The organism is Bacillus sp. FSL K6-3154 (assembly GCF_040869395.1).
Classification (GTDB): Bacteria; Bacillota; Bacilli; order Bacillales; family Bacillaceae; genus Bacillus; species Bacillus safensis.
In genome coordinates, this window is the sequence record NZ_CP152033.1 from 1,284,367 (window position 1) to 1,298,701 (window position 14,335).

At 39.7% G+C, this 14,335-nt stretch carries 13 protein-coding genes; 5 read left to right on the top strand and 8 right to left on the bottom strand.

What is annotated here, in order from left to right; translation table 11 throughout:
• Nucleotides 1–29 precede the first annotated feature (29 nt).
• From MHH61_RS06800 to MHH61_RS06810, 3 genes are all read left to right on the top strand, one after another.
• A complete protein-coding gene (locus tag MHH61_RS06800; RefSeq protein WP_125585873.1) occupies nucleotides 30–1,226 on the top strand; it encodes a GTP-binding protein in 1,197 nt (398 codons plus the stop codon).
• Between the two features lie 16 nt (nucleotides 1,227–1,242).
• Nucleotides 1,243–1,512: a 30S ribosomal protein S14 gene (gene rpsN / locus MHH61_RS06805; protein ID WP_025093900.1), complete on the top strand. Its 270-nt coding sequence runs from the start codon at nucleotides 1,243–1,245 to the stop codon at nucleotides 1,510–1,512.
• Nucleotides 1,513–1,732: 220 nt separating this feature from the next.
• Nucleotides 1,733–2,883 (top strand): IS3 family transposase gene (locus MHH61_RS06810; RefSeq protein ID WP_125587610.1). Its coding sequence is split into 2 segments (ribosomal slippage): nucleotides 1,733–2,003 and nucleotides 2,003–2,883, totalling 1,152 coding nucleotides; the frame shifts between segments, so codons are not numbered across the junction.
• A gap of 171 nt (nucleotides 2,884–3,054) precedes the next feature.
• Here MHH61_RS06810 and moaA read toward each other — a convergent pair.
• Nucleotides 3,055–4,062: a GTP 3',8-cyclase MoaA gene (gene moaA / locus MHH61_RS06815; RefSeq protein WP_029707486.1), complete on the bottom strand. Its 1,008-nt coding sequence runs from the start codon at nucleotides 4,060–4,062 to the stop codon at nucleotides 3,055–3,057.
• A gap of 10 nt (nucleotides 4,063–4,072) precedes the next feature.
• Nucleotides 4,073–4,861 (bottom strand): formate dehydrogenase accessory sulfurtransferase FdhD, encoded by a 789-nt coding sequence (gene fdhD / locus MHH61_RS06820; protein WP_125585871.1) that lies wholly within the window; start codon nucleotides 4,859–4,861, stop codon nucleotides 4,073–4,075.
• A 134-nt stretch (nucleotides 4,862–4,995) separates the two neighbouring features.
• Here fdhD and MHH61_RS06825 point away from each other — a divergent pair, with 134 nt between their 5' ends.
• Together MHH61_RS06825 and MHH61_RS06830 are read left to right on the top strand one after the other, a co-directional pair.
• Complete coding sequence (locus tag MHH61_RS06825) at nucleotides 4,996–6,261, top strand: OFA family MFS transporter (protein WP_024423718.1); 1,266 nt, start codon at nucleotides 4,996–4,998, stop codon at nucleotides 6,259–6,261.
• Between the two features lie 82 nt (nucleotides 6,262–6,343).
• Nucleotides 6,344–8,692, top strand: coding sequence for an FdhF/YdeP family oxidoreductase (locus MHH61_RS06830; protein WP_125585869.1), 2,349 nt, complete (start codon nucleotides 6,344–6,346; stop codon nucleotides 8,690–8,692).
• 51 nt (nucleotides 8,693–8,743) lie between these two features.
• On the opposite strand, the gene MHH61_RS06835 is transcribed toward MHH61_RS06830, so the two are convergent.
• From MHH61_RS06835 to MHH61_RS06860, 6 genes are all read right to left on the bottom strand, one after another.
• The gene (locus tag MHH61_RS06835) at nucleotides 8,744–9,421 is read right to left on the bottom strand and encodes a VWA domain-containing protein (RefSeq protein ID WP_024423719.1); all 678 of its coding nucleotides are present in this window, start codon (nucleotides 9,419–9,421) and stop codon (nucleotides 8,744–8,746) included.
• Nucleotides 9,422–9,503: 82 nt separating this feature from the next.
• Nucleotides 9,504–10,202, bottom strand: a complete 699-nt coding sequence (locus MHH61_RS06840; RefSeq protein ID WP_125585867.1) for a VWA domain-containing protein — start codon at nucleotides 10,200–10,202, stop codon at nucleotides 9,504–9,506.
• A 323-nt stretch (nucleotides 10,203–10,525) separates the two neighbouring features.
• On the bottom strand, nucleotides 10,526–11,551 hold the full coding sequence (gene spoIID / locus MHH61_RS06845) for a stage II sporulation protein D (RefSeq protein WP_125585865.1): 1,026 nt from the start codon (nucleotides 11,549–11,551) through the stop codon (nucleotides 10,526–10,528).
• A gap of 255 nt (nucleotides 11,552–11,806) precedes the next feature.
• Complete coding sequence (gene murA / locus MHH61_RS06850) at nucleotides 11,807–13,114, bottom strand: UDP-N-acetylglucosamine 1-carboxyvinyltransferase (protein WP_024423722.1); 1,308 nt, start codon at nucleotides 13,112–13,114, stop codon at nucleotides 11,807–11,809.
• Nucleotides 13,115–13,146: 32 nt separating this feature from the next.
• On the bottom strand, nucleotides 13,147–13,881 hold the full coding sequence (locus tag MHH61_RS06855) for a YwmB family TATA-box binding protein (RefSeq protein ID WP_047202548.1): 735 nt from the start codon (nucleotides 13,879–13,881) through the stop codon (nucleotides 13,147–13,149).
• A 129-nt stretch (nucleotides 13,882–14,010) separates the two neighbouring features.
• Entirely contained in the window at nucleotides 14,011–14,241 is a 231-nt protein-coding gene (locus MHH61_RS06860; RefSeq protein WP_024423724.1) for a DUF1146 family protein, read from the bottom strand.
• Nucleotides 14,242–14,335 lie beyond the last annotated feature (94 nt).

The following is a 14,335-nucleotide window of genomic DNA, read 5'->3' on the forward strand; positions in this document are numbered from 1 at the left end:
AATGATCGTTTTCAAAAGGACAAAAACAAATGAATAAGCGTATACCTGTTACAGTATTAAGCGGCTTTTTAGGAGCAGGAAAAACAACGATATTAAATCATGTTCTTCAAAATCGCAAAGGATTAAAAGTGGCTGTGATCGTCAATGACATGAGCGAAATTAATATTGATGCAGAACTAGTCAAACAAGGCGGCGAGCTTTCTCGATCAGATGAGAAACTCGTTGAATTATCTAACGGCTGTATTTGCTGCACTTTGAGAGAAGACTTGTTAATCGAAGTAGAACGCCTTTGTAAAGCGGGTAATATTGATTATATTGTCATTGAATCAACCGGAATTAGTGAACCAATTCCCGTCGCTCAAACGTTTTCTTATATTGATGAAGAAATGGGTATAGATTTGACCCGCTTTTGCCGTCTAGATACGATGGTCACAGTAGTAGATGCAAATCGTTTCTGGACTGATTTCCAGTCAGGAGATATTTTATTAGATCGTAAAGAAGCGGTTTCCGATGACGACGAGCGAGAAATTTCCGATTTACTCATTGATCAAATTGAATTTTGTGACGTGCTTATTATCAATAAATGTGATCTAGTATCTCCCTCTGAATTAGATCGACTTGAGCATGTGCTGAACAAACTACAACCAGAAGCATCTATCATCAAAACCTCAAAAGGTATAGTACAGCCACATGACATTTTGAATACTGGTTTATTCGACTTTGAAAAATCAAGTGCCTCTGCTGGGTGGATCAGAGAAATCAACGCAGGACATGGTCAGCATACACCGGAAACAGAGGAATACCAAATTTCATCTTTTGTTTACGAAAGAAGACTCCCTTTTCATACCGGCAGACTGAATGCTTGGTTAGATCAAATGCCTGAGCAGATCGTTCGTGCGAAAGGTTTTACTTGGCTTGCCACACATCATGATTTAACCATTTTAATTTCACAAGCTGGGAAATCTGTTGCGATTGAACCAATTGCATACTGGATTGCTGCTTTGCCTGAACAAGAAAAAGCACGGATATTAAATCAAGAACCAGAGCTTCTAGATGAGTGGGACGCAGAGTTTGGTGATCGCCATACAAAACTTGTGTTTATCGGTGTAGATTTGCCTAAAGCAGAAATCATTCGTACTCTTGATCAATGCTTGCTCACACCTGAGGAATTTGATCAAGATTGGACTACATTTGAGGACCCCTTTCAATGGAAAATACAAAATTAGGCCAGGAGGGTTTTAATTGGCAAAGAAATCTAAGATTGCTAAAGAAAAAAAACGACAGCAGCTTGTATTGAAATATGCAGAATTAAGGAAAGAGTTAAAAGAAAAAGGTGACTATGAAGCTTTACGAAAATTACCTAGAGACTCTTCCCCTACCCGCTTAAAAAACCGCTGTGAATTAACGGGCCGTCCCAGAGGTTATTTACGAAAATTCAAAATGTCTAGGATTGCTTTTCGTGAGCTTGCCTATAAGGGTCATATCCCTGGAGTGAAAAAATCGAGCTGGTAAAGAATGATTTGATCTTATCACAGCACTCGTAAAAGTAAAGCCGCACACAATGAGGGAAAATCTATTTTCCAATCTTATCTCAATCTTTTTGAGGTGCAAAATAGCAATTTAAAAACCAGCAGAGATGGGACTGACCCCATAAAGTGAGACAAATAAAAACACCTTTAAATTGAAAAATCGGGTATAGCATATCTGAAAACAATTTGGAGGTGTTTTTTGTATGGGAAAAAGAGTTAGTTATCCGATTAGTGTAAAAGAAGAGGCCGTTCAAATGAGGTTAGCTGGAATCCCGACAAAAGAAATCATGGACAAGTTAGGAATTAAGAATAGAACACAAGTGAAAACGTGGATGAAATGGTATCGCGAGGGTGAAATCCATCGATTTCATCAACCAGTTGGAAAGCAGTATACCTACGGGAAAGGACCAGAATATCAAAATGAGAACGAGAAGTTGAAAACAGAAAATCTTTATTTAAAGCAACAAATTGACCTATTAAAAAAGTATATAGAATGGGAAAGGAAGTGAAAAAAGAAGCATTCGTGTCGATTTATGATGCGGTAAAAGACACAGTAAGTGTAAGTGCATTCTGTCAGATGTTTGAGCTCGCAAGATCAACATTTTATCGTTGGAAAAAACAAGATCTCCTGCCAAAACAGCAAGTGTTAATTGACCTCATATCGTCGCTTTGTGAGTCACACCAATATACGTACGGTTATCGTAAAATAACGGCCCTACTGCGAAAAGAAAGGAGAATAAATCATAAGACAGTACAACGCATTATGCAAACCTACGGTTTACAGTGTCGTGTGAAAATAAAAAAGCGTAAACAGACTGGTCAACCTTACTATATTGCAGAAAATCACTTAAAACAGGATTTTACTGCGACAAAGCCACTTGAAAAACTGGTGACAGATATAACGTATTTGCCATTTGGTCAAAAACCACTTTATCTATCCAGCATAAAGGATTTGTATACTAGTGAGATTGTGGCTTATACGATTGGTGATAAACAGGATGTTTCTCTTGTTTTAGATACATTGAAGCAGTTACAGACATTACCTAAAGGCTGCGTACTTCATAGTGATCAAGGTTCGGTCTACACTTCTTATGCTTATCAAAAGGAGATAAAGGAAAAAAGCATTACCATGAGCATGTCCCGGAAGGGAATGCCCGCTGATAATGCCCCCATAGAATCCTTCCACTCCAGTTTAAAAACAGAAGGATTCTATCTCCACCACCTGACAAACACTACAACAGCCATTGTAGAAAAAACGGTCAGGGAGTATATTGATTATTATAACAATATCCGAATTCAATTGAAATTAAACAGCCAGTCACCAAAAGAGTTTCGGCAACTGGCTGTTTTATAAAGGTGTTTTGATCCCTGTCTCAAAAACGGGGGTCAGTCCCGATTCTGCTGGTTTTTTATAGTGACTGAGTTCATAAGATAAAAAGACCTGTTTTCAAAAAAGGATTTTCAACCACGATTATGACATTTTCTCTTCTTTTCAAAAATACATGATCATGATACTTTATTGTCATTACCCACCGATGTATGACATCTCAACCTTTTTCTGATCTTTTTTCTGCTCTCTCTCGGCTGAATATTGGTCATGTCTATTCGACCATAATTCCTTTAACCTGTTCGTTAATTCTTCATTATCTTTTGTCGTACGAATCATCTGTTTCAGATCAAAACCCGATGATGCAAACAGACATGTAAATAATTCCCCCCGTGCAGACAGCCTTGCTCTGTTACATGTTCCACAAAAAGCATCTGAAACGGAAGAAATAATGCCTATCTCTCCTGAACCATCTTTGTAAAAAAATCGTTTGGCTACTTCACCTGTATATTGAGGAGGTTCTGGTTTGATAGGATATGTTGAATCAATTAATTCAATTATTTCTTTCTTTGTCATGACATGTTCTAGATTCCATTTATTCGTATTACCGACATCCATAAATTCAATAAATCTGAGAACGTGTCCTTCTTTTTTGAAGTAAGCTGCCATTGGTAAGACATCCTGATCATTCACACCTTTTTGAACAACCATATTAATCTTGATAGCAAGTCCAGCCTTTTTTGCAGCCTCAATACCATCAAACACTTTTTGGATAGAAATATGCCTTCCGTTCATTTGCTTAAAACGGTCGGGATTTAATGAATCTAAACTAATGGTGACTCTATTAAGACCAGCTCTCTTCAACTGATCAGCATATAAAGGTAAAAGCGTTCCATTGGTTGTCATCGCAATGTCTTCAATCCCTGGAATGTTTGCGAGCTTTTCTATTAAGACAGGCAGATCCTTCCGCATTAAAGGTTCTCCGCCCGTGATACGTATTTTTACCACACCTAGGTTCTTTACAAAAAGGGTAGCAAGTCGTTCAATTTCTTCGAAACTAAGCAGTTCTTCTTTTTTCAAGAAAGGATAATCCGGTCCAAAAATTTCAGCAGGCATACAGTACGTACATCTAAAGTTACAACGATCAGTTACTGATATTCTTAAATCGCGCAGTGGTCGATGTCTTTTATCTAAAATACTGACCATACTTTGCCTCCTATTCTGTAATACGCTGAGGATGTGTGTACATGTTAAAGGATTTCCCTCTGACGAATCCAACTGTCGTAATATTTAATTCTTCTGCCATTTTAAGCGCCAGCTCAGTTGGTGCTGATTTTGAAATGACGATAGACACTCCTAGTTTTGCTGCCTTCAATAGAACTTCTGACGATATCCGGCCGCTGAAAACAAGGATTTTATCTCTAAGTGGAATTCGCTGAAGTAAACAATATCCATAAATTTTATCTAAAGCATTATGTCTTCCTATATCAGTTCTAGTGATGAATAGCTTCTCTGTGTCACACAGTCCAGCATTATGCACTCCACCAGTATGTTGAAATAATTGGCTTTCTTCTTGCAAACTCTTCATGAGATGCATACAGGTTTCAGCAGAAATACTGATTCGATCAATGGCTGTTTTTGCCGTCTTCACATCTTGAAGGAAATAAAAGTGTCTCCCTTTCCCGCAGCATGAACCAATCACTCGTTTTGTAAAATCTGATGAATCAAATCCACTTGAGTGAACTAAATCAACATAGGCAAAACCCATACTTTCATCTATTGTAAACCTTTTAATCTCATTTTCAAATCGAATGACCCCTTCTGAAGCCAAAAAGCCGATAACCAATTCTTTCAGGTGCTCTGGGGAACAAACAAGTGTCACAAATTCTTCTCCATTCACCATCACAGTTAAAGGATATTCTTCTACAATTTCATCAGTTTTGCAGGTAAACTGGCCTTCACGGTATTGGTGTATGACTCGTTTCTTTTTAACAGATGAATTCATTGTATGATCTTCCTTTCAATGCAAATTTAGTTATATGATCCAATCAAATTGTGATATTATTTTAAAAAGTCATAAAAATGTAACATATTTCTATCTTATCAAACTTCTTGATTGCTTTATATGGGGGGAACAAAATGAACAAATCGAAAAATCGCTGGCTCATCGCAGCAAGTGCTGTAGGAATTCATTTATCTATTGGGTCTGTTTATGCTTGGAGTGTTTTTACGAATCCTTTACATGAAGCCTTTCAGTGGTCATTAACAGAAATAAGTCTCACCTTCAGTATTGCTATTTTATTTTTAGGTTTATCTGCTGCTTTTATGGGACATTTCGTTGAAAGGTATGGTCCAAGGGCATCGGGGCTCTTCTCAGCTATTTTCTTCGGCATCGGAATGACTGGGTCAGGATTCGCTGTCCACATGTCCTCACTGCCTCTCCTCTATTTATTTTATGGTGTACTCGCTGGAATTGGTTTAGGGGTAGGCTACATTGCACCTGTATCAACTCTAGTCAAATGGTTTCCGGATCGAAGAGGTCTTGCAACCGGCTTAGCCATTATGGGGTTTGGGTTTGCTTCTCTTATTTGCAGCCCAATTATTCAATATCTCATTGAAAAAGTGAATATCGCAAATACTTTTTATATTCTTGGAATCTCCTATTTTATCATCATGGTGATCTCATCTCTTTATTTATCACCACCAACGCCTGATGACGTCAAACAATTTGACGTATTCAAAACAAAGAAAAGAAAAATCCCTCAAGATTTATCACAGCTTACAGCAAATGAAGCGATCAAAACAAGACGTTTTTATTATTTGTGGCTTATGCTTTTTATTAATATCACATGCGGAATCGCTATTATTTCAGTAGCGTCACCTCTTGCTCAAGAAAGTGTTGGGTTCACTGCAGGTGCTGCAGCTACTCTTGTGGGCATTTTAGGTGCTTTTAATGGTTTAGGACGCATTGGCTGGGCATCGTTTTCAGATTATATAGGAAGACCGAATACGTATACGATTTTTTTTAGTATCCAGCTCATTGCTTTTCCTTTACTCCCCTATTTAAAAGAACCGCTCATCTTTTCAATCGTTATGGCGATCATTTATACGTGCTATGGAGGAGGATTTGCTTCAATTCCAGCCTATATTGGGGATTTGTTTGGTACAAAGCAGCTTGGTGCCATACACGGTTATATTTTGACTGCTTGGGCCGCTGCGGGATTGGCAGGACCACTATTTTCATCCTTCATCCGAGATATAACAGGTAATTACACACAAAGCCTTATGGTGTTCTCTGGCTTATTTTTCATTGCTTTTATCATATCACTTCTCATTCGAAAGGATATTCAGCAGCTAAGAGAAAAAAACCTATCTGCTGCTTCCTCTGTCTCAGCCCGATCTTAATTTGAATTTGACAGAATCACAATCTAAAGGTAATTTTTAGATATGAAAACGCTTTACAAAGTAATAGGAGGGTGATGATCTCATGGGGAAAACAAAACATAAGGGGCCTGTTAAACTCAATAAAAAACCCTCACCAAAGCTATGGGCCTCTTTTGTACCAATGGGGCTTGGCAAAGTGAAACCGAAACACATTCGAGATACGATGAAAGTGGCATGGGAGAACAAAGATAACCTTCCCTACGCGTACCGTATTTTAACACAGGGTGTTTGTGACGGCTGTGCCCTTGGCGTCTCAGGACTGTATGATCAAACGCTCGCAGGACCTCATATATGCACCACAAGACTAAATGTGCTTCGTCTTAACACAATGCCAGCTATTGATCCAAAATGGTTTGAAGATATTCAGCAGCTAAAGCAAATGGACAGCACCTCTCTTCGCAAGCTTGGGCGGATTCCTTATCCATTGATCCGAAAAAAAGGTGACAATGCCTTTACACGTATTTCTTGGGATGATGCACTAGATCAAATCGCAGCTAAAATCCAATCAATTGATAAACGGCAGCTTGCTTTCTATTTAACCGCCAGAGGAATTACAAATGAAGTTTATTATACGGCTGCAAAGGCTGCTCGATTTATAGGGACGAATCATATTGATAATGCTTCTCGCATTTGCCATTCACCAAGTAAAACTGCTCTTAAACGGTCCCTTGGCATCGGTGCTTCCAGCTGTAATTACAGTGATTGGATTGGAACGGATGTATTAATATTTTGGGGATCTGTTGCAGCAAACAATCAGCCTGTTTCCACTAAATATATGTACGCTGCTAAAAAGAAGGGAACAAAAATTATCGTCATCAATCCGTATAAAGAGCCTGCTATGGAAAAGTATTGGGTTCCTTCTATTCCAGAGAGTGCTTTATTCGGTACAAAAATTGCAGATGATTTTTACCAAGTCAATATAGGCGGAGATATTGCATTTATGAACGGCGTCATCAAGCATTGGTTTGACATGGAGCAGCATGCTCCCCATTCGGCTCTTGATCACGAATTTATTCAAAAACATACAACGGGCATACAGGATTTAAAGCAGCATGTCACACAATTGAAGTGGGAAGACCTAGAAGCATCATCAGGTTTATCAAAAGAAAGAATGAAGGAATTTGCGACACTGCTTGCCAATGCTAATTCAGGCGTTTTTATTTGGAGTATGGGCCTTACTCAGCACCGCTTTGCAACTGATAATATATCACAGGTTGCCAACCTTGCCATGCTGCGCGGATTTATCGGCAGAAAACATTGTGGTGTCATGCCAATTCGGGGACATAGCGGCGTCCAAGGTTCTGGTGAAATGGGTGCTGATCCATTCGTTTTGCCGGGTAGTGATTTTGATGAAGAGAATATTGAAAGAATCGAACGTATATGGGGGTTTGACATTCCTAAATGGCATGGTGACACCATTGGGCAATCCTTTGAGAAGATGGCTCTCCCAAAAGACCATCCACAAAAACTCAAAATGCTGTTTACGAGTGGCGGAAACTTTTTAGAAACGATGCCAAATCCGGAAGCGATCGAAAAAGCATTATCTGAACTTGAACTCCGTGTTCACCAAGATATCATTTTGAATACCTCTACGCTGGTAGACGCTGAAGAGGCGGTGATTGTGCTGCCTGCTATGACAAGGTATGAACAACCAGGCGGCGGCACATCAACCAGTACGGAACGCATGGTATATTTCAGTCCAGAAATTGAAGGACCTCGTATTGAGGAAGCCAGAGCGGAATGGGACATTTATGTTGATCTTGCGAAAAGAGTCCGGCCAGAAGATGCCGAGCTGATACATTTTGAAACAGCTGAAGACATTCGTCGTGAGATTGCGGTCGCCAACCGAAATTATGATGGCATCCAGCATTTACGTCACAAGGGAGACGTTTTTCAATGGGGAGGCGCATGGCTTTGTGAAGATGGCGTGTGTCCAACACCAGACGGCAAGGGACATCTTCTTCCTGCCCAGCTGCCTCAATATCGAAAAACCGAAGGACATTTCAATATCACGACAAGAAGAGGAAAGCAATTCAACTCCATGATCTACAGTGAAAAGGATGCCTTTAATGGTGGAAAACGTCATTCTATCCTAATGAATGAAGAAGATGCAAAAGAGCTTTACGTCCAAGAAGGTGATCCAGTGGTTCTCTTTAATCAATATGGATCCTATCAAGGAGTGGCTCAATTCGGAGAGTTGAGACGCGGCAATATCGCAGTTTATTGGCCGGAAGGGAACGTTTTAATTCCTAAAGGTGTGTATGAGAGCTACTCACAGATTCCCGAGTATAATACAGCTGCCATATTAGAAAAAGCCGAAACCTTCCATGCAAGAAAGGATCAGCATTATGTAGAGAAACGAATTGATGAATTAGAAACGACTTTGAATTAATCGTCAACTTAAAAACAGCTGGGGTTGTTTTCCCCAGCTGCCATTCACTCTCTACCGACCAAAAGCGCTCGCTTCCTGTTGAAGAATATGGTTCAATTCTTCGGCATTTGCAGCCGGTTGATATTGTCCTCCACCCGCTTTTGCAACAGATTTAAGACTTTTTGCTTCCTTTTCATTCACATCGAAGCCAATGATATTGACGATTGTATCTATTCCGTCTTCATGTAATTCCTTTGCTGCTTGTGAAGGGCTTCCACCACAAGTTTCTTCACCATCACTGACAACATAGACAATATTTTTCCCTTCAGCTTGGTGATCTTCAAAATCTTGTTTCGTATCCGTTAATGCTTTTGCAAGTGGTGTCCAGCCAGTTGGCTTATACACATTCAGTGCTTGTTGAAATGTTGATGGCTCATATGATCCAAATCCGTAAACGGCTTCAGAGCTTGAACAAGAAACGGCTTTCCCTGCATTTTTATTGGTTCCTTCATGACCAAACACTCGAAGCAGAACTTGTGTATCTTCTGATAAAATACTCGCAAAGCTTTGAATAGACCGTTTGGCGATTTCAATTTTCTTTTCACCTTCAACTGACTGTGCCATGCTGCCGCTTAAATCGAGTAATATCACCACATGAGCAGGCGGCTCCTGTTTTGTTACAGCATGAGCTGGTGAAGAAAGAAGCAGGACAAGACTAGCCAAAATGGTTAATACGATATTTCTTTTCATCAATAAAGACCTCCTTTTTTACTTTTGTACAGAAAAAGAGAAACGAAAGCATGAATCAATCGTTTCCCTTTTGTTCAGCAAGTTATTCGTGTAGTTTTAATGATTCTGCTGAAAAGATAGATCCCATTTCTTTACCTGTGCTTGCTTGGTAGTAATGGCCTTTACCAGCTTTGGCTACTTGCTTCAATTGACCTTCATAGCCATCGTTAAAGTCTAACCCGATCACATTTACAACAGTTGATCCTTTTGAGTTATGCAATTCTTTTGCTACTTTTACTGGATCTCCGCCACAAGTTTCTTCACCATCAGTGATTAAGTACACAATATGCTTTGTTCCTTCAGTAAGCTGCTCATCCGCTTGCTTTGCATTTTCAAGTGCACGTGCAATCGGTGTCCAGCCATTTGGCCCAAGTCCGTTTAAAGAGTTTTCAAAGCTGTCTTTTTCATAAGGCTGTACGCCGTAAACGCCTCTAATGACTTCACATGATTGAGCTTTACCTGAATTTTTGTTGTTTCCTTCAGAACCAAACAAGCTCATACGAATTTTAGCGTCTTTTGGAAGTGATTGAGCAAATTTAAATACCTCTTGTTTGGCGAGATCAAATTTGCGCTCTCCCTCAACTTTTCTTGCCATGCTTCCACTTGCATCAAGCAAGATTGTGACTCTTACATCTTTATTATGTTTTTTGACTGTAGATGCTTCTGCAAATACTGGTGAAGAGATTGACATAGATAATGTCAATACAGCTAAGGTTACGAGTGAGAATACTTTTTTCAACATAATTTTCCTTCCTCCTTATGTATTTAATTGAAACATCTTAATCGTAAAATATTCTGTCTTGGAATGGTATAGGACTCGGTCCCTTTTTCTCTTTCATCAAAATCACTAAAATTCTGTCAGATGTCTAGATATTTTCACCTAACAGACCCTTTATCCTCTCGATTTCTCCTCCTTTTGAGGGGCTTTGTATCGGCCATCAGTTCTTATCGGGACATAAATGTTTAAGTTTTCCTTCGGTGCGTCTTAAGTCGCAATTTGTCACATTCTGTTCAAACCTCTTTGACCACACAAAAAAAATGCCCCATTTCTGAGGCACCTTTGCTTTATTTTTTAGCCATATACGTGTTGAGAAAACGATCGGCTGATTCGATTTGAATTCCTTTATAATAATGTTTCACGATGGCATCTACTTTTTTTCCAGCCTGCGCCATATAATGCGCACCATATTGACTCATGCCTACACCATGACCATATCCTTTTGTTGTAATGACAATCTGCTCGCCCTGGCGTTCCCATGTGAAGTCCGCTGAATGAAGGCCTAGTGATTCTCGAATGTCTCGGCCTGACAGTGTTTTACCGTTGATCACAACTTTCGCTACTTGGTTTCCTGGTGTCCGTTCTACTATCTGTCCGACCTGAGCCTGCTGAGTGAGTGTCACGCCTAATTTTTGCTGAAATTCACTTACCGAGATGGTTTTCTTGTTTTGAAATTTTGGCGATTTTTCGTCCCATTTACTTGAGACACTTTTCAAATAAGGGATTTCGTTTTTCCAATAGGCTTCAGCATTTTCCGTTTTTCCATTACTTGTTGAAAAGAATGAAGCATCAATTGGTTTCTCGTCATAAGTCAGCACTTTTCCTTGTGTGCTGGCGACAGCTTCCGTGACCTTTTTTAATTTCCAATTGTACGCTTTCCCCCAAATTTTCTTGAGTTCTTGTTTGTTTTTGTACACCTGGAACATTTGGGTATCATCTACGAGCGAGCCCTTAGGTGATTTGACTGTCTTATCACTGATCATTTGTCTGACGATATACGTTCTTGCTGCGAGCGCTTGTGCCTTGAGTGCTTCCATTTCAAAATCAGCTGGCATTTCAGATGCTACGACACCGATCACATACTCTTCTAAGGGGATGTTTTCTACCTGCTGATGAGCAGAGCGATAGACGGGGATAGCGACGGGTGATTGCTTCAATTTGACTGAACCCTTCACTTCTTTTTTAACTGATGGTTCCGCTGCTACGTGCTGGCTGGCCGCCGGCTTCCCTTGGAATGTCGGCAACACAAGTAATGTTGGAATCATTAAAATGATGATACATATTCCTGCGATTGTCCATATCATTGGTTTCATATTTGGCTGCCCCCATTTGTCATTGAATCTCTTTTATCCTATGGGCAGGGACAAGCTAATATGACAGCTTCTTTCATTTAGTGGACAAGTCTTTTATGAAGGTATGAGGCTGTTCTTCAAATGGATTTTACTGTTCGTCTGTATGAATAAAATTTAAGATGGTTGGATACACTAATGATAAGCTTTGTGAAATGAGGCATTCTATGAATCTAAAAAAAATCAGCATGCCCAATGGACACACTGATTTCTTTATGATTACGCGTTCAGATCTGATACAACTTGTTCTTGTGTCACATCTGCTGATTCATCGTTTACTCTTTCGATATCTGCACCGATTGCTGCAAGCTTTTGGTGGAAGTTCACATAACCACGGTCAATATGCTTCAACTCTGTGACACGTGTATGACCTTCTGCCACTAATCCAGCAAGTACAAGTGCTGCTCCTGCTCTTAAATCAGTCGCTGCCACTTCAGCACCTTGAAGTTGAACCGGCCCATTGATAATGACAGAGCGACCCTCAATTTTAATATCGCCATTCATGCGGCGGAATTCTTCAGCATGCATAAAGCGGTTTTCAAACACCGTCTCTGTGATCATGCTTGTTCCGTTCGCACGAAGCAATAGCGCCATCATCTGAGATTGCATATCCGTTGGGAACCCAGGATGCGGCATTGTTTTTAGATCGATTGGCTTGAGCTCAGATGGTCCAATGACTCTTAAACCTTCTTCTTCTTCAATGATCTGAATACCCATTTCTTCCATTTTTGCAACAAGTGATGTCATGTGCTCTGGCACTGCGCCTTTTACAAGAACATTTCCTTCTGTAATGGCTGCTGCCACCATGAAAGTACCTGCTTCAATTCTGTCAGGGATGATGTTGTGTTTTGCACCGTGAAGTGTTTCCACACCTTCGATTTTGATTGTACCAGTACCAGCACCGCGAACCTTACCGCCCATGGCATTGATGTAGTTTGCTAAATCAACAATTTCAGGTTCTTTTGCTACGTTTTCTAAAATTGTTGTTCCTTCCGCTAATGCTGCTGCCATGATGATGTTTTCAGTTGCCCCTACACTTGGGAAATCCAAATAGATTTTTGCACCTTTTAAACGGCCTTTTACTTCAGCCTCGATGAAACCATTACCTACTTGAATTTTAGCTCCCATTGCTTCAAAGCCTTTTAAATGCTGATCAATTGGTCTTGAACCAATTGCACAGCCTCCAGGTAATGCAACTCTTGCATGACCTGTTCTTGCTAAAAGTGGTCCCATGACAAGCACGGATGCTCTCATTTTACGGACATACTCAAACGGAGCCTCAGTTTCTAGTGCATGAGATGCATCAACTGATACTTCGTTATTTTCAAAATGTACTTCTGCTCCTAAATGACGTAACACTTCATTGATTGTATATACATCGGAGAGCGTAGGTACATCACAAATTACGCTTTTTTCTGTACTTGCTAACAAAGATGCAGCGATAACTGGTAAAACGGCATTTTTTGCGCCTTCTACTTTAACTGTGCCGTTTAACTTTTGACCGCCGCGGACGATGATTTTTTCCAAGGTCTTCCCCTCCGCGTCCCAAATTCTCTATATTAATATTCAGTCGTTACGATTGGTGTGCCAACCGTAATCGTATGATTTTCGTTCATTTCCGAACTTCTGATGGCAATTTGAACATTCATTTTATCATTTGAAGTCATAATGAACTGTTCCCACTTATCTGTGTAAGCGGAAAGCGACACAAAATTAGACTCAACGAGATACTCAACTGGTTTTGCTTGAAATTCATTTGCTAACGTTTCAGCTTTTTTTTGCAAAACAACATCCATCATACCATTTACATGACCATCGAGACAAGTAAAAATTACAATTTTCTCTTGTAATATGCTTTTTGCATGACGTACGAACTGATCATATGTATGCTCCCAGGTATTCAGTGGGCGAGCACCTTTTTGCTCATATAATAAATACGACTTTTGATTTGATTTTGTGTCGGTCTTTACGAGTAAAATTTTCGATTCTGTATCATTTTTTTCATCTTTGTAAATTCCTGTGACTTTGGTGACATGTTGTTCTTTTTTTTCGGTCCACTCATACTGTCGTAGTTCGTCTTTCAAACGTTTCACTTTTTTTGAAAATTGTTCGGATGAAATATCTACATTTGTTTTGGCATGAAGGGTCCATCCATCGACTTCAATTTGCTGATTTTTCAAACCTTCTGCTATTTGAGTGAGCGGAGAAGATTCTTCCGCACGAACACCTTGAATCATTAGAACAAAAAAAAGAATAAACGCAAATAATGGCCAACCTTTCAAATACTTTCTCACCTGTCATTCCCCCTTGCTACAAGTGTTGCCGCAAGGAGGTCAATGCATACGTGGAAAAGTCAACAAAAGGCCAACCTTTTGACCCTTCATTTTATGTTCCCGCAGAAGGCCGTGACCAAACCTTTTATGTTAGAACATATAAGGAATTTGTCTGGAGAAATTTAAGTAATCAAGGAAGAAATTGCTGACCGCAGATGCGATGGCAATAGTAATGAGCATCATCAGCAGCCTTGCTTGAACGATTTTCCCTTTTTTAATGAGTGGATCAATATTTACAGCAAGCAGTGCCCACCATGTAACCGCGATAAAAAATAGGTGAATCACAATGCCCACGATTGCTTGTTGTCCTACGTCTTCCATACAGTTGAATCCTCCTTTTATTTATTTCTGTAAAGGAAAACTCCCTTTCATTATATCCTCGAAAATCGGAAAGATGAATCATTTGGAAAAAAGA